This is a genomic window from Arthrobacter sp. YAF34 (genome assembly GCF_052113245.1).
GTDB lineage: Bacteria > Actinomycetota > Actinomycetes > Actinomycetales > Micrococcaceae > Arthrobacter.
The window spans coordinates 82,945-101,826 of record NZ_JBFRCV010000009.1 but is presented as its reverse complement, the minus strand read 5'-3'; the positions used below and the strand labels follow the sequence as shown (position 1 = coordinate 101,826).

15 protein-coding genes are annotated in these 18,882 nt (G+C 69.7%); 11 read left to right on the top strand and 4 right to left on the bottom strand.

What is annotated here, in order from left to right:
* The first annotated feature begins 8 nt into the window (after positions 1 to 8).
* Positions 9 to 3,686: a thiol reductant ABC exporter subunit CydD gene (cydD, locus tag AB4Y72_RS12610; RefSeq protein ID WP_441426496.1), complete on the top strand. Its 3,678-nt coding sequence runs from the start codon at positions 9 to 11 to the stop codon at positions 3,684 to 3,686.
* 21 nt (positions 3,687 to 3,707) lie between these two features.
* Positions 3,708 to 4,739 carry a GNAT family N-acetyltransferase gene (locus tag AB4Y72_RS12605; RefSeq protein ID WP_441426495.1) on the top strand — a complete coding sequence of 344 codons (1,032 nt, stop codon included), beginning with the start codon at positions 3,708 to 3,710 and terminating at the stop codon, positions 4,737 to 4,739.
* 12 nt (positions 4,740 to 4,751) lie between these two features.
* Here the strand turns inward: AB4Y72_RS12605 and AB4Y72_RS12600 are convergent, their stop codons facing one another.
* Entirely contained in the window at positions 4,752 to 5,270 is a 519-nt protein-coding gene (locus tag AB4Y72_RS12600; RefSeq protein WP_441426494.1) for a DinB family protein, read from the bottom strand.
* 86 nt (positions 5,271 to 5,356) lie between these two features.
* Here AB4Y72_RS12600 and AB4Y72_RS12595 point away from each other — a divergent pair, with 86 nt between their 5' ends.
* A complete protein-coding gene (locus AB4Y72_RS12595) occupies positions 5,357 to 5,740 on the top strand; it encodes a VOC family protein (protein WP_441426493.1) in 384 nt (127 codons plus the stop codon).
* A 76-nt stretch (positions 5,741 to 5,816) separates the two neighbouring features.
* Here the strand turns inward: AB4Y72_RS12595 and AB4Y72_RS12590 are convergent, their stop codons facing one another.
* The gene (locus AB4Y72_RS12590; RefSeq protein WP_441426492.1) at positions 5,817 to 8,339 is read right to left on the bottom strand and encodes a DNA gyrase/topoisomerase IV subunit A; all 2,523 of its coding nucleotides are present in this window, start codon (positions 8,337 to 8,339) and stop codon (positions 5,817 to 5,819) included.
* Positions 8,340 to 8,406: 67 nt separating this feature from the next.
* On the opposite strand from AB4Y72_RS12590, the gene AB4Y72_RS12585 reads away from it, so the two are divergent.
* The 3 genes from AB4Y72_RS12585 to AB4Y72_RS12575 all read left to right on the top strand — a co-directional run bounded on the left by AB4Y72_RS12585 (position 8,407) and on the right by AB4Y72_RS12575 (position 13,254).
* Positions 8,407 to 11,118 (top strand): bifunctional acetate--CoA ligase family protein/GNAT family N-acetyltransferase, encoded by a 2,712-nt coding sequence (locus AB4Y72_RS12585; RefSeq protein WP_441426491.1) that lies wholly within the window; start codon positions 8,407 to 8,409, stop codon positions 11,116 to 11,118.
* A gap of 95 nt (positions 11,119 to 11,213) precedes the next feature.
* Positions 11,214 to 11,957, top strand: coding sequence for a DUF5998 family protein (locus AB4Y72_RS12580; RefSeq protein ID WP_441426490.1), 744 nt, complete (start codon positions 11,214 to 11,216; stop codon positions 11,955 to 11,957).
* 1 nt (position 11,958) lies between these two features.
* Positions 11,959 to 13,254 carry an alkaline phosphatase family protein gene (locus AB4Y72_RS12575; RefSeq protein ID WP_441426489.1) on the top strand — a complete coding sequence of 432 codons (1,296 nt, stop codon included), beginning with the start codon at positions 11,959 to 11,961 and terminating at the stop codon, positions 13,252 to 13,254.
* 18 nt (positions 13,255 to 13,272) lie between these two features.
* Here AB4Y72_RS12575 and sepH read toward each other — a convergent pair whose 3' ends face one another.
* Positions 13,273 to 14,703 (bottom strand): septation protein SepH, encoded by a 1,431-nt coding sequence (sepH, locus tag AB4Y72_RS12570; protein ID WP_441426488.1) that lies wholly within the window; start codon positions 14,701 to 14,703, stop codon positions 13,273 to 13,275.
* Positions 14,704 to 15,024: 321 nt separating this feature from the next.
* On the opposite strand from sepH, the gene AB4Y72_RS12565 reads away from it, so the two are divergent.
* Entirely contained in the window at positions 15,025 to 15,324 is a 300-nt protein-coding gene (locus tag AB4Y72_RS12565) for a DUF4193 domain-containing protein (protein ID WP_018772415.1), read from the top strand.
* Between the two features lie 78 nt (positions 15,325 to 15,402).
* On the opposite strand, the gene AB4Y72_RS12560 is transcribed toward AB4Y72_RS12565, so the two are convergent.
* Positions 15,403 to 15,888 (bottom strand): DUF3093 domain-containing protein, encoded by a 486-nt coding sequence (locus tag AB4Y72_RS12560; RefSeq protein WP_441426487.1) that lies wholly within the window; start codon positions 15,886 to 15,888, stop codon positions 15,403 to 15,405.
* Positions 15,889 to 16,032: 144 nt separating this feature from the next.
* Here AB4Y72_RS12560 and dut point away from each other — a divergent pair, with 144 nt between their 5' ends.
* The 4 genes from dut (at position 16,033) to AB4Y72_RS12540 (ending at position 18,841) form a co-directional block, all read left to right on the top strand.
* Positions 16,033 to 16,551 carry a dUTP diphosphatase gene (gene dut / locus AB4Y72_RS12555; RefSeq protein WP_441426486.1) on the top strand — a complete coding sequence of 173 codons (519 nt, stop codon included), beginning with the start codon at positions 16,033 to 16,035 and terminating at the stop codon, positions 16,549 to 16,551.
* A gap of 199 nt (positions 16,552 to 16,750) precedes the next feature.
* Positions 16,751 to 17,494, top strand: coding sequence for a DUF3710 domain-containing protein (locus AB4Y72_RS12550; RefSeq protein WP_441426485.1), 744 nt, complete (start codon positions 16,751 to 16,753; stop codon positions 17,492 to 17,494).
* Positions 17,487 to 17,936 carry a hypothetical protein gene (locus AB4Y72_RS12545; RefSeq protein ID WP_441426484.1) on the top strand — a complete coding sequence of 150 codons (450 nt, stop codon included), beginning with the start codon at positions 17,487 to 17,489 and terminating at the stop codon, positions 17,934 to 17,936. The genes AB4Y72_RS12550 and AB4Y72_RS12545 overlap by 8 nt, the downstream gene beginning before the upstream one ends.
* On the top strand, positions 17,933 to 18,841 hold the full coding sequence (locus AB4Y72_RS12540; protein WP_441426483.1) for a DUF3159 domain-containing protein: 909 nt from the start codon (positions 17,933 to 17,935) through the stop codon (positions 18,839 to 18,841). Before AB4Y72_RS12545 ends, AB4Y72_RS12540 begins: the two co-directional genes overlap by 4 nt.
* Positions 18,842 to 18,882 lie beyond the last annotated feature (41 nt).

Sequence of the window (18,882 nt, the reverse complement as noted above, 5' to 3'; positions counted from 1 at the left end):
CTTCCCTGATGAGACCGTTCCCCGCCGGCCCGGCGACCCGTTCCGCGCTCTACCTTTTGGGCCTGCTTGCTGCCCTGAAGGCGCTGTCCCTCGTCCTGATGGCCCAGGCTGTCGCATCGATGCTCGCCGGACTCGCGGGACATGACCCCGCCTGGGCCGGGCAGCTCGCCCTGGGGGCCGCCGGGGCCGTGCTGCGCTCACTGACCGTGTGGGCCCAGTCGGTGGCCTCGCGGCGGGCGGCGCTTGGGGTGAAGGAGGAGCTGCGCTCGCAGCTGCTGGAGCACGCGCTCACGAACGGAACGCGGGCGGCCGGACCCTCCGACGGCGGCCTCGCCGTTTTGGCCACCCGGGGGCTGGATGCCCTGGACAGCTACTACACCCAGTTCCTGCCGGCGCTGGTGAATTGTGCGGCCATCCCCTTGCTGCTGGGCGTGCGCATCCTGTTCGCCGACTGGATTAGCGCGGCCGTGATTGTGCTCACCGTGCCGCTGGTGCCTCTGTTCATGGTGCTGATCGGGCGGTACACCGAGGAAAGCGTCAGGGAAGCCCAGTCCGCACTCGCCCGGCTGTCCGGCCACATGCTTGAGCTTGCCAAGGGACTTCCGGTCCTGGTCGGCCTGGGACGGGCTGCCGCCCAGCGCAAGGCGTTGGAGGACATGTCCGAGGAATACCGCTCCCGGACCATGGGAACGTTGCGCACGGCTTTCCTCTCGGCCCTCGCCTTGGAGCTCATCGCGACGATCTCCGTGGCGGTGGTTGCCGTGTTCATCGGCGTCCGCCTGGTTCACGGCGACATGGCCCTTGAAGCCGGGCTGCTCGCGCTGATCCTGGCTCCCGACTGCTACCTGCCGCTCCGGGAGCTCGGCACCGCACACCACGCCAGCGACGACGGCCGGGCCGCGCTCGCCGAAACCACGGCGGTCCTTGCGGATCCCAGCGCCGCGCCGCTGACCCCGGAAGCAGCGCCGCTGACCCCGGGCGCAGCCCGGGAGAATGCTGCCGGGCCCGCCGCTGGCCGGCGCGCTGCCCCGCCCGCGGTCACCGTCGAAGGTCTCACGGTCCGCTTCGGCGGACGGTCGGACGACGCCGTCGGGCCGCTGAGCTTCTCCGCCGCCGCCGGCCGGATCACGGCCCTTGACGGGCCCAGCGGCGCCGGCAAGAGTACGGTGCTCGGTGTCCTCGCCGGGACCATCGGGACGGTCGCCGGAACGGTGGTGACCGGACGCATCGGCGGATTCACGACGCCGGAGCTCGCCTGGGTGCCGCAGCATCCCGTTATGGTGGCCTCCACGGTGCTGGAGGAGGTCCGGCTGTATCTCGGCGTTCCCGGCTTTGGGCCTGACGCCGCCGCGGCAGGACATCCAGATGACGCGCCGGCCGGCACCCCCGGCGACACAGCAGGCGATGCCGCGGCGCGGCGGTGCCTCGCGGCCGTGGCCGCCGAGCACCTGGCAGCCAAGCACCCTGCCGAGCTGAGCCCGGGAGAGCTGCGGCGGGTGGCGCTGGCCCGCGGGCTGGCCCGGATCGAGGCCGGCGCCGGACTGCTCCTCCTGGACGAACCGACCGCCCACCTGGACCGCGGAACGGCCACGGTGGTCAACCGGGCCCTCGCCGGTCTCCGGGGAAAGGCCACCGTGCTGCTGGTCGCGCACGACCGGCAGACCCGGGAGCTGGCCGACACGCTTGTCGCGGTGGCGCCGCACGGCGGGGGACACCCAGGCCTCGAACATGCGGACTCCCTCACGCTGCTGCCCGGCTCCGCCGGGGGAGACGCGGACGCACGCGGAGCAGTGGTGCGGCCCCTGTCCGGCCCCGGAACCGGCGTAACTTCGGCCGCTTCGCCTGCGGCTATTCCCTCGGCTCAGCCCAGTGCGTCCGCTCAGTCCGGCCGCCCGGTCGGACCCAGCGGGCCCAGCGGACCCGGCGGACACGGCAGTTCAGTCGCGGCTCAGCTGAGCCGCCTGCTGGCCCCGGTGAGGGGCCGTTTCGCGGCTGCCGGGGTGGTGGGCACCCTGGCGGCCCTGTTCGCAGTCGCCCTCGCCGGGCTCTCCGGCTGGCTGATCATCCGTGCCAGCGAACAGCCGCCCATCCTGTATCTGCTGACTGCGATGGTGGGCGTGCGGTTCTTCGGCGTCGGCCGGGCGGGACTGCGGTACGCCGAGCGGCTGCTGCTGCATGACGCCGTCTTCGCCGCCCTGACCCGGCTCCGGGGCCGGTTGTGGGAATCGCTCAGCCGCCGCGCGTTGTCGCTGCGCCGGCTCCTGCAGGGCGGCAACGTCCTGGGCACGGTGGTGGACGACGTCGACACCGTCCGGGAGCTGCTTCCACGCGTGGTGCTGCCTCCGCTGACCGCCGTTGCTGTTGCCGCCGCCGCGGTCGTCGGGATCGGGCTGCTGCTCCCGGTGGCGCTTCCCGCCGTCGGCGCAGCCGCGCTGCTCAGCATCATCCTCGCCCCCGTGCTGGCGCTGGCAGCCGACCGCATGTCCGCCGGCACCGAACAGTGGCTCCGTTCCAGGGTGCTTCGAGACGTCGCCGCCGCTTTGGACGCCCGGGCGGAACTGAACGCAAACGGCGTGAGCGCCCCGGTTCTTGGCGCGATCGGCCGGGCCGACCGTTCCGCGACCGCCGCCTCACAGCGTTCGGCGTGGGCGGAAGGGCTCGGCCAGTCCCTGACGGTCTTGGCGTGCGCGGTCGCCGCGCTGGCCAGCATCGTCCTGGCCGCCCCGCTGGCCCTTAGCGGCGCGGTCGAACCGGCGACGGTCGCCGTCGTCGTCCTGGTCCAGCTCGCCCTCGTGGAGCCCTATTCGGCCATCACCACGGCCGTGAGGCAGTACCCGGCGCTGCGGGCGGTACTGCGCCGTATCGGCGACGCCGGTGTCCTGGAGCGGGACACGGGGCGCGGGCGGCAGGGCGACACGGCTGCTGCCGGAGGCTTGGTGCCGGTGGCTGCACGGCCCGGTGCCAGGGCGGGGATTGAACTCGTGGACCTCGCCGCCGCGTGGCCCGGCGGCGGCAACGTCTTCGCCGGGCTCACCGCGGCGGCGGCCCCGGGCCGCTGGCTCACCGTCACCGGAGCATCCGGATCGGGCAAGTCCACCCTGCTGGCCGTGATCCTGGGCTTCCTGCCGGCCGCCGGCGGGCACGTGTTCCTGACCGGCCGCGCCGCCTGGTGCCCCCAAGAGGCGCACTTGTTCGACTCCACCATCCGCGGCAACCTGCTGCTGGCGCGGCCGGAACCGGTGCCGGAGCCCGGCGCTGCAAGCACGGCAGGGGACCCGCATGCGGCCGGTGCCGAGGAGCAGATGCGGACAGCACTCCACGCAGTGGGGCTTGGTTCGCTGCTGGCCCGGCTTGAGGACGGGCTGGACACCCGGATCGGCCCGGGCGGGGCCTTTCTGAGTGGCGGGGAGCGTCAGCGCCTGGCCGTCGCGCGCACCCTCATGACCGGCGCCGATGTCATCTTGCTGGATGAACCCACGGCGCACCTCGATGCGGAGTCCGGCCGGCAGATGCTCGCCGAACTGCGGGAGGGGCTGCGGGACCGGACCGTGATCCTCGTGACGCACAACCCTGACGACATCGACGCCGCCGACGGCTGCCTGGACCTCGACGCCGCTGCTGTCGCGACGCCCGCGGACGCCGCCAGCGACAGCCCGGCCGCGGCGGCGGTGCTGGCGCGGGGGTAGGCCGCCGGTTAGCCTGTTGCCATGAACCGTGACGGTGAGCGGCAGCCCCGGCCCGCGCTCGACCCCCGGCTGGTATGGCGGTCGGCGGAGCATCGTGACCTCGACGAGTGGGCCGGGCTGATAGCCCGGACCGCCGCCGTCGAGCAGCCTGTCTGGTTCGAGCGCCGTGCAGACCTCGAGCAGATCCTGAATTCGAAGAACAACCCTGTGGCGGCAAACACCATCCTCGGCTTCGACCCGGACGGCGTTGCCCGGGCCTACGCCCGGATCACCAAGAACCGCGACGGGGACAAAGCGAACGGCTCCGGCTGCGTTGACCCGGAGTGGCAGGGGAGCGGAATCGGGTCCGGTCTGCTGGCCTGGATGGAACAGCGGACCACGGACCGCTTCGCCGAGGACGCCGCGGACTCTGGGGACGCCGGCGCCGCTGTCCCGCGCCCGAGGTTGCGCTTCTACACGGAGCAGCAGCATCACCATCAGGCGGCCTTATTCGCCGGGTCCGGCTACAGCATTGTCCGCTACTACAACGAGATGCACCGGCCGCTGAACCAGGCCGCGCCCGATGCCGTCCTGGACCCGGGACTGGAGCTGGTGACATTTGGTCCGGCACTGCATGAGCCGGTGCGGTTGGCGCACAACGCGGCCTTTCGGGACCACTGGGGCAGCGAGCCCCGGGACGAGGAGGCGTGGGGATTCGTCGTGAAGGATCCGCAGGCCCGGCCGGACCTGAGCGGAGTCGTACTGGACCGCTCCAACGGAACCGTGGCCGGCTACCAGCTGGCCACCCACGACGCCGAGGCGGCCCTGATCCGGGGGTTTCGCGAGGGGTACACAGAGCTCCTCGGAGTCCGGCGGGAATACCGGGGCCGGGGCATCGCCCAGGTGCTCCTGGCTGATGCCATGCGGCGCTTCGCCGCGGCGGGAATGGACGTCGCCTCATTGGACGTCGATTCGGAGAACCCGACCGGTGCCCTCGCGCTCTACGTCAAGCTGGGCTACACGGCGGTCAACCGGAGCATGGCGTGGGACAAGGAACTCGAGCCGGCAGGCTAACCCTCCGCGCGCTTATCCGTTCACATCGTGGAGGTGATGGACGGCGTCGTGCAGGAAGTACTGCGCGAACGTCAGGACCGTGAATGCCGAACCGTTGCTGCGGGTTCCCCTCCGGGTCCATTCCTCCTCCGGGATCCGGCCGAAGGACGCGGCAATCTGCTCGCCCTCTGCGGTGAGCCCGGCGGCCACCTCCGCCGGGTCGGCGGTGGCGTAGTCCTGTTCGATTGCCGTCCTGTCCTGGTCCCAGTCATCGAACCGGGCGTCGTCCTCGGTCAGCATGAGCGTCAGGCGGTGATCGAAGAGCGTGAAGACATCCCGGACGTGGCAGGCGTACTCGAGGACGGACCACGTGGCCTCATCGGGGCGGTCGGCGGCGTCCGGCCGGCGGAGGGCAGCCCGCCACCGCGGGAGCATGCTGAGGACGATGCCGGGCGCGGTTGCGGGGGTCGCAACGGAGGCATCGAACCCGCACTCGGGGCAGGGCCGCGACAGGACCCAGGTCCAGTCTTTGGTATCCGGGATGATAGGCATTCCAGCAGTGTAAAGGTTCTCAGGTACACGGCGCCCCGGGAGGAGTAAGATTCCTTCCGGGGGGCGGGCCTGGAAAGAGGATAGCCATGCTCAAGGATCAGCAAGTCGCCGCAGTGTTACCGGCGGCGGACATCGCCCGTGCGCGTGATTTCTACCGCGACAAGCTCGGGCTTGAACCCGAAAACCCTGACGCCACGGACAATCTGCAGTACAAATGCGGCGGCGGATCCCGGTTCCTCCTCTACGAGACGCCCAACGCCGGCACGGCCAAGAATACGCAGATCGGCTGGCTGGTCGACGACCTGCCGGCTGCTGTTGAGGAGCTCCGGGCCAAGGGCGTTGTCTTCGAGGAATACGATTTCCCCGGCCTGAAGACCGAGAACGGCATCGCCACCACGCCGGACGGGAGTATGGCCGCGTGGTTCCTGGACACTGAGGGCAACATCCTGAACCTCAACACCATGCCGTAGGCGCCAGGCCGCTCGGTCCAAGCAAGACCCGGCCGGGTCGCGGAAGCGCCCCGGCCGGGTCCTGCGTCTGCCGGACCTACGAGCCTGTTCCGGCCTCCGCCGCGTCCGACCACGCCATGCTGGGGCCAATGGCGTCGATCGCCTGGGACAAGGGGATGCCGGAGCCGTCGCGGCGGCCGTGCTCGCCCGGGAGCGAGCGCGCCACGCCGGCCAGGGAGGAAGCCTTGGCCGGGCCGTGGCCGGCCCAGCCGAGGAGCAGGGTGTCCTCGCCCTTGAGGAAGCGGTGGGCCCGCACCCCGGCCGTGGCCCGGCCCTTGGGCGGGTATTCGGCCAGGGCGGTGACCTTCGCGGCGCCGGGGGCGGTGCCCGGCAGGGCGCCCTCGGTCCCGGCGATGGTCACGACGACGGCGTCGGGGTCAGCGGGACTCGCGGTTCCGAAGAACAGCACCCGGTCCCCGGCGGCCAGCTTGATCCCGGCCATCCCGCCCGCGGTCCGGCCCTGCGGGCGGACGGCGGAGGCGCTGAAGCGCAGCAGCTGGGCCTCGCGCGTGATGAAGACGAGGTCGTCGTCGTCGGATCCGGCGGGCGCAACGCCCACCACGGTGTCCTTGTCCTTGAGCGCAATGACGTCCCAGTCCTCGCGGTTCAGCGGGTAGTCCGGCTGCACCCGCTTGACCACGCCCTGCGCGGTCCCGATTGCCAGGACTGAATCCAGCGGCGCGAAGGCCACCAGCGACTCGCCCTTGAGCAGCGTGATGAAGTCCTTGGCCGGTACGCCGCCGGCCATGTTCGGCGTTCCCGACGTGGGCGGCAGCACCGGCATGTCCATGACCTGCAGGCGCAGCATGCGCCCCTGCGAGGTGACGGCCGCGATCTCGCCGCGGGCGGAGGTCTTGACCACGGAGGAGAACACGTCATGCCGGGTCCGGGGACCGGCCTCGGCCAGGCTGTCCTGGTTGGCGGTGCGGGCGATCTGCCCGGACGCGGTGAGGATGGCCCAGCAGGGGTCGTCCGCGATCTCCAGCGCCAGCGGCGCGGCCTTGCCCTTGGCCCCGGTGGCGGAGGCCAGGGATGCTGCCACGGTGGGGGAGACGGCCTCCGATTCGAGCAGCACGGTCCGGCGCGGCGTGCCGTACTTCTCCGCGATCTCGCCGAGTTCGTCCGAGACCAGGGCGCGGAGCAGCGAGGGGGAGCCCAGGATGGCCTCGAGCTCGGCGATCTCGCGGCGCAGTTCCTCCTGCTCCTTTTCCAGTTCGATCCGGGAGTACTTGGTCAGCTGCCGCAGCCGCAGTTCCAGGATGTAGTTGGCCTGGATTTCGGAGAGGTCGTAGATGGACATCAGCCGGGTCCGGGCCGCGGCTGCCTCGTCGGAGGACCGGATGATCTGGATGACCTCGTCAATGTCCACGATCGCGACCAGGAGGCCCTCGACCAGGTGCAGGCGGTCCTTCTTCTTGCCCAGCCGGAAGGCTGTGCGGCGCCGGACGACGTTGATCCGGTGGTCCACGTAGACCGAGAGCAGCTGGAGCAGCCCGAGGGTCTGCGGCTGGCCGTCCACGAGCGTGACGTTGTTGATGCCGAAGGAATCTTCCATCGGGGTGTAGCGGTAGAGCTGCTGGAGCACGGCTGTGGGATTGAAGCCGTTCTTGAGCTCGATGACCAGCCGGAGGCCGTGCTTGCGGTCCGTGAGGTCCACGATGTCGCTAATGCCGGTGAGTTTCTTGCCGTTGACGGCGTCCTTGATCTTCTCGATCACCTTCTCCGGGCCCACCATGTAGGGCAGTTCCGTGACCACCAGGCCGGTGCGGCGCGCCGAGAGCTGCTCGATCTCCACCTTCGCCCGGGTCTTGAAGGAGCCGCGGCCTGTGGCGTAGGCGTCGCGGATGCCGTCCAGGCCCACGATCCGTCCGCCCGTGGGCAGGTCCGGGCCGGGGACGAACTTCATGATGTCCTCGAGCGTCGCATCCGGGCTCTCGATCAGGTGCCGTGCGGCGGCAATGACTTCCACGAGGTTGTGCGGGGCCATGTTCGTGGCCATGCCGACGGCGATGCCCGTGGCGCCGTTGACCAACAGGTTGGGGAACGCGGCCGGCAGCACGTCCGGCTGGGTCAGCTGGTTGTCGTAGTTGGGAACAAAATCGACGACGTCCTCGTCGAGGTGGTCCGTGAGGGTCAGGGCCGCGGCCGCCAGCCGGGCCTCCGTATAGCGCGGCGCGGCCGGACCGTCGTCGAGCGAGCCGAAGTTGCCGTGCCCGTCGATCAGCGGCAGCCGCAGCGAGAAGTCCTGGGCCATGCGCACCATGGCGTCGTAGATCGCGGCGTCGCCGTGGGGGTGCAGCTTGCCCATGACCTCGCCCACCACGCGGGCGCTCTTGACATGGCCGCGGTCCGGGCGGAGGCCCATGTCGCTCATCATGTAGAGGATGCGCCGCTGCACGGGCTTCAGTCCGTCGCGGGCGTCCGGGAGAGCCCGCGAGTAGATCACCGAGTACGCATATTCGAGGAACGAGCCCTCCATTTCGGACGTGACATCGATATCGACGATGTTCTCGGTGAAATCTTGGCTGGGTTCCGGGGGCGTGGTTTGGCGGCGTGCCATGGGGCTGGTGGGTCCTTCTGAGGGGTGCTGAACGGGTACTGCGTAACTTTATGACTAGGCTAAGCCTATGGTGGATCAGCCCGCGGACGGCGTATATCCGGAATATTGGGAAGCCGATGTTGTCCTGCGCGACGGCGGCACGGCGCACGTGCGCCCCATCCATCCCTCCGATGCGGACGCGGTCCAGGCCTTCCATGTGGGCCAGTCGCAAAAATCCATCTACATGCGCTTCTTCGCCTTCAAGTCCCGGCTGTCCAGCAAAGAGCTCAAGCGCTTCACCGAGGTGGACTACAAGGACCGGGTCGCCCTCGTGATCACGATCGGCGGCGAGATCCTGGGCATCGGCCGTTACGACCGGCTGGACGACCCGGCGGAGGCCGAGGTCGCCTTCAACATCGCCGACGCCCACCAGGGCCGGGGGATCGGGTCCATCCTGCTGGAACACCTCGCGGCCGCCGCCCGCGAAAACGGGATCCGCAAGTTCAGCGCTGAAGTACTCCCGGAAAACCGCAAGATGCTCATGGTCTTCTCCGATGCCGGCTATGACGTCAAACGGCACTTCGACGACGGCGTGGTCAGCCTTGAGTTCAACATTGATCCCACGGACAAGTCCCGGGCCGTGATGGAATCCCGCGAGCACCGCGCCGAGGCCCGCAGCATCCAGGAACTCCTCGCCCCGTCTTCCGTGGCCGTGATCGGGGCGAGCCGCAAGTGGGGGACCATCGGATACCAGCTGCTCGAGCACATCATCGAAGGCGGGTTCTCCGGCCCGGTCTATGCGATCAACCCGGAGGCCCTGGAGCTCGCCGGCATGCTCTCCTTCGCCCGGCTCTCCGAGGTCCCCGGCCCGGTCACGCTCGCCGTCATAGCGGTCCCGTACGACGAGGTTCCCAAAGTGGTCCAGGAGTGCGCCGCCGCCGGGGTGAAGGGGATCGTGGTGGCCACCGCCGGGTACGCGGACGACGGCGAACGCGGCCTCGCCCGTCAGCGCGAGCTCGTCCGGCGGGCCCGGGAAAACGGCATGCGCGTGATCGGCCCGGCATCCCTGGGCATTGTCAACACCAACCCGGCCGTGTCCCTCAACGCCTCGATGGCGCCCGCAATGGCCCGCCGCGGCGGGCTGGGGCTGTTCAGCCAGTCGGCCGCGATCGGCGTCTCCCTCTACGCCGCCTCCAGCCGCCGCCGGGTGGGCATCTCGACCTTCCTTTCCGCCGGCAACCGGGCCGACGTCTCCGGCAACGACATGATGCAGTTTTGGGAGGACGACGCCGACACCACGGCGGTGGGCCTGTACCTGGAATCGATCGGCAATCCGCGCAAGTTCTCCCGGCTGGCCCGCCGGCTGGCCCGGACGAAGCCCGTGATCGTGGCCAAGTCTGACGCCATGGGCCTGAACCTGCCACCGGGGCATGCCGTCCGCACCACGCAGGCGCCCTCCGAAGCCCTGGACGCCATGATGCGGCAGGCCGGCGTGATCCGGGTCGGGACGATCGAAGAGCTCATGGATGTCGCCCAGATCGTATCGAGCCAGCCGCTGCCGAAAGGCCCCGGGATCGCCGTGTTCAGCAACTCGGGCGCACTGGGCAAGGTGGTTGCGGACAGTGCCGCCGTCCAGGGCCTGGGCGTGGAACGGATCGTTGCCGACGTCGACCTCGACGCCGGCATGTCCCGGGCGCTGCCCGCCCTGCGGCGCAGCCTGCAGGAAACGTTGACCCTGGACACGGTCCACGCGGTGGTCGTGGCGCTGCTTCCGGCGCGCGGACTCACCGTCGAAAAGATCGCCGGCGTGCTGGCTGAATGTTCCGCGGCGGCCGGCAAGCCTGTGGTTGCCGCCTTCACCGGAATCCTCGACCCCTCAATCTATGTGGAGGGTATGGTCGGCGCGGAACCGGAGCAACCCGACCGGCTGCTTCTGACGCCGCCGGTTCCCTGCTATTCCAACCCGGGCGCGGCCGTGGCGGCCCTGGCCGCCGTCGTGCGGTACGCCCAGTGGCTGGACCGCGACCAGGGCCTGTTCGTGGAACCGGAGGGTTGCCACCCGGACGCTGCCCGCGCGGACCTGGAGCAGTTGCTGGACAGCGTGGGCGGTGAACAGCTCATCCGGCTGGACCAGGACACGGCGGCGCGGCTGCTGGGCCACTACGGCATCCGGGTTGTCCCGTCCGTCGGGTTCGAGACGGCAGAGGAGGCCGTGGCGGCGGCTGAGCGGCTTGGCTGGCCGGTGGCGCTGAAGACCACGGACCCGGCACTGCGGCACCGGCTGGACCTCGGCGGCGTGCGCCTGGACATCCAGGACGCCGATTCGCTGCGGCGCAACGTGCTGCAGATGCGCAAGTCGCTGGAGCGCTACGGTTCCCCGTCGCTCGAAGTCCAGACGATGGTGCCGGTGGGACAGGCCTGCACCTTCCGGGCCATCGAAGACCCGCTGCTCGGGCCGGTGGTCTCCTTCGGCCTGGCCGGAGACGCCGTGAACCTGCTCGATGACTGGGCCCACCGGGCGCCGCCGCTGTCAGGCTCCGACGTCCACGACTTCATCCGGGCCCCCCGGGCCGCCAGGAAACTCTTCGGGTACCAGGGACTGCCGGCCGTGGATGTTGCGGCGCTGGAGGATCTCGCCGCCCGGCTTGCCAGGCTCAAGGACAATCATCCGGAAATCGCGCTGGTGCGCTTCAACCCCGTCCTCGCCGGCCCGGACGGCGCCTCCATCCTGGCCGCCGACGTCAGGATCGCCAACGCCGCCCAGCGGACGGACAGTGCGCGCCGGGCGATGCGCAGTTAGGGCCGTCGTGGACCGGCTCCGCGGCCGTGTCCCCGCCGTTGGCTTTCCGGCCGGAGAGTTAGCAAGTCCCCTGCCGATCTGTGAAAATGGAGACCATGAGCTCCCAGCCTTCTACACCCAAGCCCCTGGCGACTGCCCCCGGGCGCCAGAGCGCGCACCACCACGGACTCCACGACCACAGTGCGCACGGCCAGAGCCTGGAAGGGTCTCTCCAGCAGGCCGGGTTCTATCCCCGGCTCGTGGCCGACGTCGTCGCCGATGCCCTGGACGGCCGCGACTGCGTGGCCCATCTGGTCCATCTCGAAACACACTTCGACCGGGCCGAGGTCCGCCGCCACATCACGGTCCTGGTCTTGACAGAGGACATGCTGGTCATCACCCATGTCGACGACCAGCAGCTCGACGAGGCCGGCGAGCAGACCGTCGCCCAGGTTTCCACCGAGTCCGTCCCCGTGACACAGATCCGCTCCGTGGTGCTGAGCTACGTCTATGCCCAGCCGCAGGACTATAAGCCCTCCGACCCGGTCCGTGAGCTGACGCTGTCCATCGCGTGGTCGGGCGGCCAGCGCCTCGACATGGGCCCCGCCAGCTGCGGTGACCCGCAGTGCGAGGCCGATCACGGCTACAGCGGCACCATCGCACAGGAAGACATTGTCCTGCGGATCAGCGCCGAAGCGGACGGCCTGCAGGCCGTCCAGGACGCCAAACTGTTCGCCCGTGCCCTCCGTGCCGTGAACACCGGCTCCGTGGCCCCGCTCCCGCACACCGGGCCCGGCCTGCCGCCCCGGCCGCGGATGGGCGTCTTCGGAAACCGCCTCAGCCGCGGCCATCAGCGCTGACATGGCCCGCGTCCGTGAGACAGACCCGGCCCCACACGAGCTCCCGGACCTAGTGCTGGGCTCTGCCGCGGCAGGGACCGGGGCGGCCCTGCCCGCTCCCGCGCCGGCCGCCCCCGGCACGTCCCCGCTGCCGCCCGCCCCGGCGTTCGGGCACCGCTCCATAGCCGAGGTGCTGACCAGCGCCGCGGCCAGCGTCGGTGTCCCCGGGTTCGAGAACAAGCTGAACCTCCCGGCCGCCCAGCGGATTTGTGTGGTGCTGGCCGACGGGCTCGGACGCAACCTGCTCAAGCAGAAGACGGCCCATACCCCTTTCCTGCGTTCTGTCCTTCAGTCGGGCCAGGGCCCGGTGCCCGTGTCACTGGACTCGGCGTTCCCGTCCACCACCGCCGCCTCCCTGGCGAGCTTTGGCACCGGCCTGGCCGCGGGTCAGCACGGCATGGTGGGCTATGACGTCCTGGACCCGGACCAGGACCGGGTCGTGAACATGCTGGGCAACTGGGACGCCGGCGTGGACCCGCAGACATGGCAGCCGTTCCCCACCGTCTTTGAACGGGCCGCCAGCCACGTGGACGTGACCACGGTCAGCCTCCCGCAGTTCAGCACCTCGGCCATGACCCAGGCCGCGCTGCGGGGCGGCCGTTTCATCACCGGAACCACCTCACACGCCCGGACCGGCGCGGCCGCGGAGGCCATGGCCGGTGCCGGGCCGTCGCTGATGTACTTCTACGTCAACGAGCTCGACAAGGCCGGCCACCGTCACGGTTGCCAGTCGCCCCAGTGGGAGCACCAGCTCGAAGAACTCGACGCCACCGTGCGGAGGCTCAACGCCACTTTGCCGCCCGGCACCACCGTGCTGCTGACCGCGGACCACGGCATGGTCGATGTTCCCGAGTCGCAGCGGATCGACTACTCCGCGGAGCCCCGGCTGCTCGCCGGCGTCCGGCACACGGCGGGGGAGCCACGCATGGTTCACCTCTACCTTGAGGACGGGACGGACGCCGCCGCCCGCTCGCTTCTGCTGGCCAACTGGCGGTCCCGTTTCGGGGACAGGATCTGGGCCTTCACCCGTGAGGAAGCGATCGCGGGCGGGCTGTTCGGGGACGTGCGGGCCGAGGTCGCCTTGCGGATCGGCGACGTCATGATCGCCGCCCGGGACTCGCTGGCCCTCTACGACACGCGCCGGGTCCGGCCCACAGCCTTGGACGTTGTGGGCCAGCACGGGTCCCTGACGAAAGCCGAGAGGGAAGTCCCGCTGCTGTGCTTCAAGGCGGACGGCAAGAAAGCCTTCCGCGGCTGAAGCCCCGGGCCTTAACTCTTACTGGTCGTTGCGGGTGCCGAACACGATTTCGTCCCAGCTGGGCACGCTGGACCTCTTGGGCTTCGCCGGCTGGCGCTCGGGCTGCTCGGAGGTGGCGTCGTTCCGGGTTGAGCCCTGCGACTCACGGTGCTGCCGGCGGGAAGTTCCGCCGCCGATCAGTTCGTCCAGGCCCGGGCTGGCGGTCGGTCCCTTGCCCGCGGGGCGCAGTTGCGAGGCCGCGATGGTGATTTCCCGCGTTTCGGTGCTGACGCCGTCGTGCAGTTTCAGGGCGTCATCTTCCTCCGGCAGGCGCGGGGCCAGGCTCAGCCGGGACAGCATGGACGGCCTGCCGTCGCGCCGCCGCGTGAAGGCGTCGGTTTCCGCCGGGGCGGACTCCGCCGCCGGGACAGCGGACGGCCCGGGTTCGACGGTGCTGGTGTCCACCTCGCCAGAGTCGTGGGAGTCGACGTCGTCGGGGTCAGTGGTGGCAGGCGAGGACTCCTCTTCCGCCGCCTCGGGCAGCTCAGGTGCGCCGGGCACTTCGGCTGGCCGGGGGTGGGCCGCGGGGACTCCGGTGGTCAGGAGCATGGCAAGAGCGTCGTCCGCATCCTCATCCACGCCGATCCGGTGACCCCGGCGCGACCGCAGCATGTCCAGCAGCCCGTCGGCGTCCTGCTCCTGGTGGATCCGGTCCTGTTGCAGCAGCATCTGGTGGATGATGCTGTGCTGGCCGGTCGCCGTGCGGGCCGCGGCCTCGGCATCGGTTTCAAAGTCGAAGGGCCGGTCGGAGACGGCGGTCAGCCGGCGCGTCGGCACGGGGCCTTCGAGCGGTTCGAGCTCGCTCAGTTGCTGGGCCCAGCGGTTCGCGTTTTGCAACGATTTCCGGGCGGGATGGAAGGTCCACATGGCGGGCGGTTCTTCGCCGATCCCGGCCGGGCCGCCGGGCGCGGGCTCAAAGCGGGCCACGACGTTCCAACTGCCATCGGGGCGCCGCCAGGAATCCCACTCCAGGGTTGAGGGCTCGACGCCGTAAGCCCTCAGCCGGTGCTCCACCATGTCGCTGAGGGAAGCCGGGTTATCACCGAACACTGACCGGTACATGTCGTGACCGGAGACCGGCGAGGCAACTTCGACCTTGCGGGCCTGCTGGGCGATGTACTCGCGTTCGGCGAGGACAGGTCCTTCATAACGCTGGACCCTTTCCAGGGGAATGCCGGACAGTTCCGCCACTTCGGCGGCGGTGGCCCCGTTGCGGATCCTGGTCTGGATATCGCGCGGAGACATGGCAACGGGCGGTCCGGCAGCGCTGGAGGCGGCCTTGGCCGCCGTCCGGCTGGCTGCAGCCCGAAGTGCTTCATCGATCGGCAGCTGGAACATCTCGCCGCCGGTGCCACTCAACAGGAGATGCTCTCCGTCGTCGTGGACGCCTACAAGCCGTAGATCCTGCATACAAATCCTCCACCCTGGCATTACTAACAATCGAAACTCTGCCACCAGCGGGACACATTTCCGGTTAGGACGGCAGGCGCGCCGTGATTTTCCGCGACTTTCCGCCGATTCCGGCCCGCCTGCCGACGATCCAGGGCGGAACGGACCGGCTGGCTCTGGCAATCGGCAGGCGCTTAAGCAAAAATGACCGACACCGGGCACAAAAACCGCATGTCCGGCGTTGACATCGGTGAACCGCTCCCGGAGCCCGGGGTTACCATCCCGGCAGGGCCACTGGAACGGCGAACCAACCGAACGAATGCGGAGTGTGAGCTACAAGTAATGGCGACTGATTACGATGCGCCGCGCAAGACCGAAGAAGACCTCAGCGAGGATTCGATCGAGGCGCTGAAGGCGCGGCGTACGGAGAAGCCTTCCGCCGTGGTGGATGAAGATGAGTCCGACCTTGCCGAAGGCTATGAACTTCCCGGCGCTGATCTGTCCGGGGAGGAACTGCTGGTCCGGGTCCTGCCCGCCCAGGCAGACGAATTCACCTGTGCCTCCTGCTTCCTGGTCCGCCACCGTTCGCAGATTGCCCGCGAAAAGGACGGGCTCAAATACTGCAAGGACTGCGAGGGGTAGGCCCGGCCGCGGGTTCCCGGCTTCCGGCAGCCGCCGTAGGGAGCCGCAGTGAGATCAGTGCAGTCAGGTTCAGTGCAGTCAGGACGTGAGGGCGGCGATCAACTGTTCCGGGTGGCGGGTTGAGGCGAGCCAATACGGGGTGCGGTCCGAGGGGTCCTCGATCTCGATCCGGACCACCGGGTCCACCCAGCCGCGGATACACAGGAACGCCAGCCCGTTGAGCCGGGTGCCGCGTTCGGCTGTGGCTTCCTTGCCCCGGAACGCCGTCGCCTTGCCCAGGTAGCCGCGCTCGATCGTGGCCCTGCCCACGCTCAGGGTTGTGGTGGTGACGGTGATTGACGGCGTGGACACCACCAGCAGCACGGAGATGATGATGAAGAGGACAATCGCCGCGGTAATGCCGGCCCAGATGCTGATGGGTGCCAGCATGAGGATTCCGGCGCTGGAGAGCCCCGCGGACACCAGCCAGATCCAAAAGTTCGGCCAGAGCTTCTCGGTGTAGACAACAGTGGAGTCGCTCGGGGCGCTCTTGGGGGCAGGGGCAGCTGCGCTGGATTCGGGCATACGCCCAGCTTTTCACCTTTCGCTGGGTATTTCACCTTGGCTTCGGCGCCGCCCCGGCCTCGCGGACGCCCGGCGGGCGGCGCGCCCCGGCCGGTTGGCTGCGGCTTAGGACGATGTTCCGTGCGGGCATTAGAGTGAGGGACTGTGACTGAAGAAAACACCGCCGTCGCCAGCGACGCGTCCGCGGCCGGCGCGGCAGAGTACGGAACACCCACCTTGACGGTTCAGCTGAAGATGCTCGACGACGGGCTCGAGCCGCCGTCGTACGCACACCCGGGGGACGCCGGCGCCGACCTTCGCGCCCGCGAGGACGTTGTCCTCGCGCCGGGGGAGCGACGCCTCGTACCGACCGGAGTATCGATTGCGCTGCCGGACGGCTTCGTTGCGCTGATCCACCCCCGGTCCGGTCTCGCCACCAAACACGGACTGACGGTTGTGAACGCTCCGGGCACGGTGGACGCCGGTTACCGCGGAGAAATCGCGGTGACACTGCTCAATACGGACCGGGACACGGCGATCGAGCTGCGACGCGGCGATAGAATTGCACAGATGGTTATTCAGCGCGTCGAGTATGCACGGTTCCTCCCCGTCGAGGAGCTCGGCGGCTCGATTCGCGGCGGGGGCGGCTTCGGCTCCACCGGCGGATTCGGCGGACCGGCCTAAGCACCCCGCCTGAATACCGGTCCAGGCGTGGCCATGAGAGTCAAACCGGAATTTTTGCAGTGCCGCACAAGCACTGCGGCAAGATAAGCGATGCAGGGAAAATTGAGCAGGCGACCCCCGGGCGGCCGGCCGCCATGCGGGCAGGCGCCCGGAGGGCGCCGGGCGGCGGCACAGGATCACAACTGAAGGAGACAACGCCATGGTTTTTGGGCGCGGCAGGAAAGCCAAACAGGAACAGCTGACCGGGCCGGATACGGACCAGGAAGCTGTGGGCCCGGAAGCTGTTGCTGACGACATGACGTCGGCAGGAAACGCAGCCAAGACCCCCGGCCGGGCCGCGACGGGCCCCTACGACGTCTCGGAAATTGAAGGCCAGGACGGTTACGTGGACTTGGGTGCGCTCCTGATCGCCCCTCGCGAGGGACTCCAGCTCCGCCTGGAAGTCGAAGAGGCGAGCCAGCGCGTCGTCGCCGTCACGATGGACCTGGAGGGCTCGAGCCTGCAGCTCCAGGCGTTCGCGGCACCCCGGTCAGAGGGCCTGTGGGACGAAATCCGGGAGCAGATCGGCCAGTCGGTCGGCAGCCAGGGCGGCCAGGTTGAGGAAATCGAGGGCGGCTTCGGCACCGAACTCGTAGCGAAGCTTCCCGCCGGCGGCGCGGACGGCAGCCAGGGATACCGTGTGGCGCGCTTCATCGGCGTGGACGGCCCGCGCTGGTTCCTCCGCGGCGTCTTTGGCGGCGAGGCAGCGCTCGACCGCGATGCCGCCGCCCCGCTGGAAGGGCTCTTCCGGCAGATCGTGGTGGTCCGCGGCGAGAACCCCATGCCGCCGCGTGATTTGCTGCAGCTCCGGCTTCCCAAGGACACCGCGGCCGCCCCGTCCCCGCAGGCCGCCCCCGACCTCGAACAGCCCGAACGCGGACCGGAGATAACCCAGATTGGCTGATGCCCCCGGCAGGAAAGCAACCGCCGCCTCGTCAGTCCGGGATCTGCCGGACCGCGGCCGGGTGCTGTGCCATGGCTTCATCGAGTCCGTCACGTACATGCCGGCCAGCCAGGTGGCAGCCTTCGTTGCCATTGTGATCGACCACGACGTGCCTGCTCCCCCCTCCCGGTTCCTTGCCGCCGGCGCCAAGGGGGCCCCGGCTGCCGCCAGTAGCCTGCCCGCCGCCCCGGTGTCGAACGAGCGCGTGCGCCCCGGCGCGCAGCGCCAGCGGCCCGCTGGCCCCAAGGAACGGCTGCGCGTCGTGTGGCTTGGGCGGCGCCGGATCCCCGGTGTCGACGCCGGGACGGAACTCCGGCTCGAGGGCATGGTCACCATCCGCGACGGGCTGCCCACCATCTTCAATCCCCGCTACGAAATACTCTCCCGCCAGGAGGAGCAATGACCCTGCCCGAACACCCCGAGCGGGCAACGCCTGGTGGAGCAAACGAAAGCACCGCCCCCCAGGACACCGGCCGCCAGGACACCGGGCAGCCGGCGCCGGGGGAGCCCTCCGGCGCCGGCCGCGACGTCACCCGGCCGGTTACTTCGCCCTCCGTCACCCCTCCGCCCGCACTGAAGCAGCCCCAAGGCACGCAGCCCCAGGCCACGCAGAATAGCGACACGCAGCCAACGGTTGCCCAGCTTGCGGAGGACTATGCGGCAAAGGCCGGTCTGCACCGGACAAGCAACGGCAACATTGACGTGCTCAAGAGCGCAGGCGGCCTCCAGGGCATCGCGGAAAGCATCCTGCCGGGCCTCGTCTTCCTCATTGCCTTCACCATCGACCGGGAAAACCTGACGCTGGCCGTCATCGCTTCCCTGGCCGTGGCCGCCGCCTTCACCGTGGCCCGGCTGGTCCAGCGCAAGCCGCTGACCCAGGCGCTGGCCGGGTTCATCGGCGTCGGACTGTCCGCCTGGCTGGCCACCTCGACCGGCAAGGCAGAGAACTTCTACGTCCTGGGGTTCTTTACCAACCTCGGCTACATCCTGGCCATGGCCATCTCCGTCGCCGTGCGCTGGCCGATTGCGGGGTTGCTCTTCGGCTTTATCCGCAACGAGGGCCTGGAATGGCGCAAGGACCCGAAGCGGGTCAAGGCCTACGCGATCGGCACCTGGGTGATCGTCGCCGTGCTGGTCCTGCGGCTCGTGGTGCAGGTGCCACTCTACTTCATGGGCGACCAGGGCTTTGCCGCACTGGCCACTACGCGGCTTCTCATGGGCGCCCCGCTCTACATCCTCGGCGTATGGATTGCCTGGCTGCTGACCCGGCCGGCCCGGGTGCCGGCCGCGGCCGGCGACCCCAGCTGACCCGTTCGGCCCGAGCTGACCCGCGGTTAACGCGGGAACGA

What these genes read in the sequence shown, in the direction of transcription:
- cydD (WP_441426496.1), top strand. Translation starts at nt 9, where the DNA reads ATGAGACCGTTCCCCGCCGGCCCGGCGACCCGTTCCGCGCTCTACCTT.
- AB4Y72_RS12605 (WP_441426495.1), top strand. Translation starts at nt 3,708, where the DNA reads ATGAACCGTGACGGTGAGCGGCAGCCCCGGCCCGCGCTCGACCCCCGG.
- AB4Y72_RS12600 (WP_441426494.1), bottom strand. Translation starts at nt 5,270, where the DNA reads ATGCCTATCATCCCGGATACCAAAGACTGGACCTGGGTCCTGTCGCGG.
- AB4Y72_RS12595 (WP_441426493.1), top strand. Translation starts at nt 5,357, where the DNA reads ATGCTCAAGGATCAGCAAGTCGCCGCAGTGTTACCGGCGGCGGACATC.
- AB4Y72_RS12590 (WP_441426492.1), bottom strand. Translation starts at nt 8,339, where the DNA reads ATGGCACGCCGCCAAACCACGCCCCCGGAACCCAGCCAAGATTTCACC.
- AB4Y72_RS12585 (WP_441426491.1), top strand. Translation starts at nt 8,407, where the DNA reads ATGGTGGATCAGCCCGCGGACGGCGTATATCCGGAATATTGGGAAGCC.
- AB4Y72_RS12580 (WP_441426490.1), top strand. Translation starts at nt 11,214, where the DNA reads ATGAGCTCCCAGCCTTCTACACCCAAGCCCCTGGCGACTGCCCCCGGG.
- AB4Y72_RS12575 (WP_441426489.1), top strand. Translation starts at nt 11,959, where the DNA reads ATGGCCCGCGTCCGTGAGACAGACCCGGCCCCACACGAGCTCCCGGAC.
- sepH (WP_441426488.1), bottom strand. Translation starts at nt 14,703, where the DNA reads ATGCAGGATCTACGGCTTGTAGGCGTCCACGACGACGGAGAGCATCTC.
- AB4Y72_RS12565 (WP_018772415.1), top strand. Translation starts at nt 15,025, where the DNA reads ATGGCGACTGATTACGATGCGCCGCGCAAGACCGAAGAAGACCTCAGC.
- AB4Y72_RS12560 (WP_441426487.1), bottom strand. Translation starts at nt 15,888, where the DNA reads ATGCCCGAATCCAGCGCAGCTGCCCCTGCCCCCAAGAGCGCCCCGAGC.
- AB4Y72_RS12550 (WP_441426485.1), top strand. Translation starts at nt 16,751, where the DNA reads ATGGTTTTTGGGCGCGGCAGGAAAGCCAAACAGGAACAGCTGACCGGG.
- AB4Y72_RS12540 (WP_441426483.1), top strand. Translation starts at nt 17,933, where the DNA reads ATGACCCTGCCCGAACACCCCGAGCGGGCAACGCCTGGTGGAGCAAAC.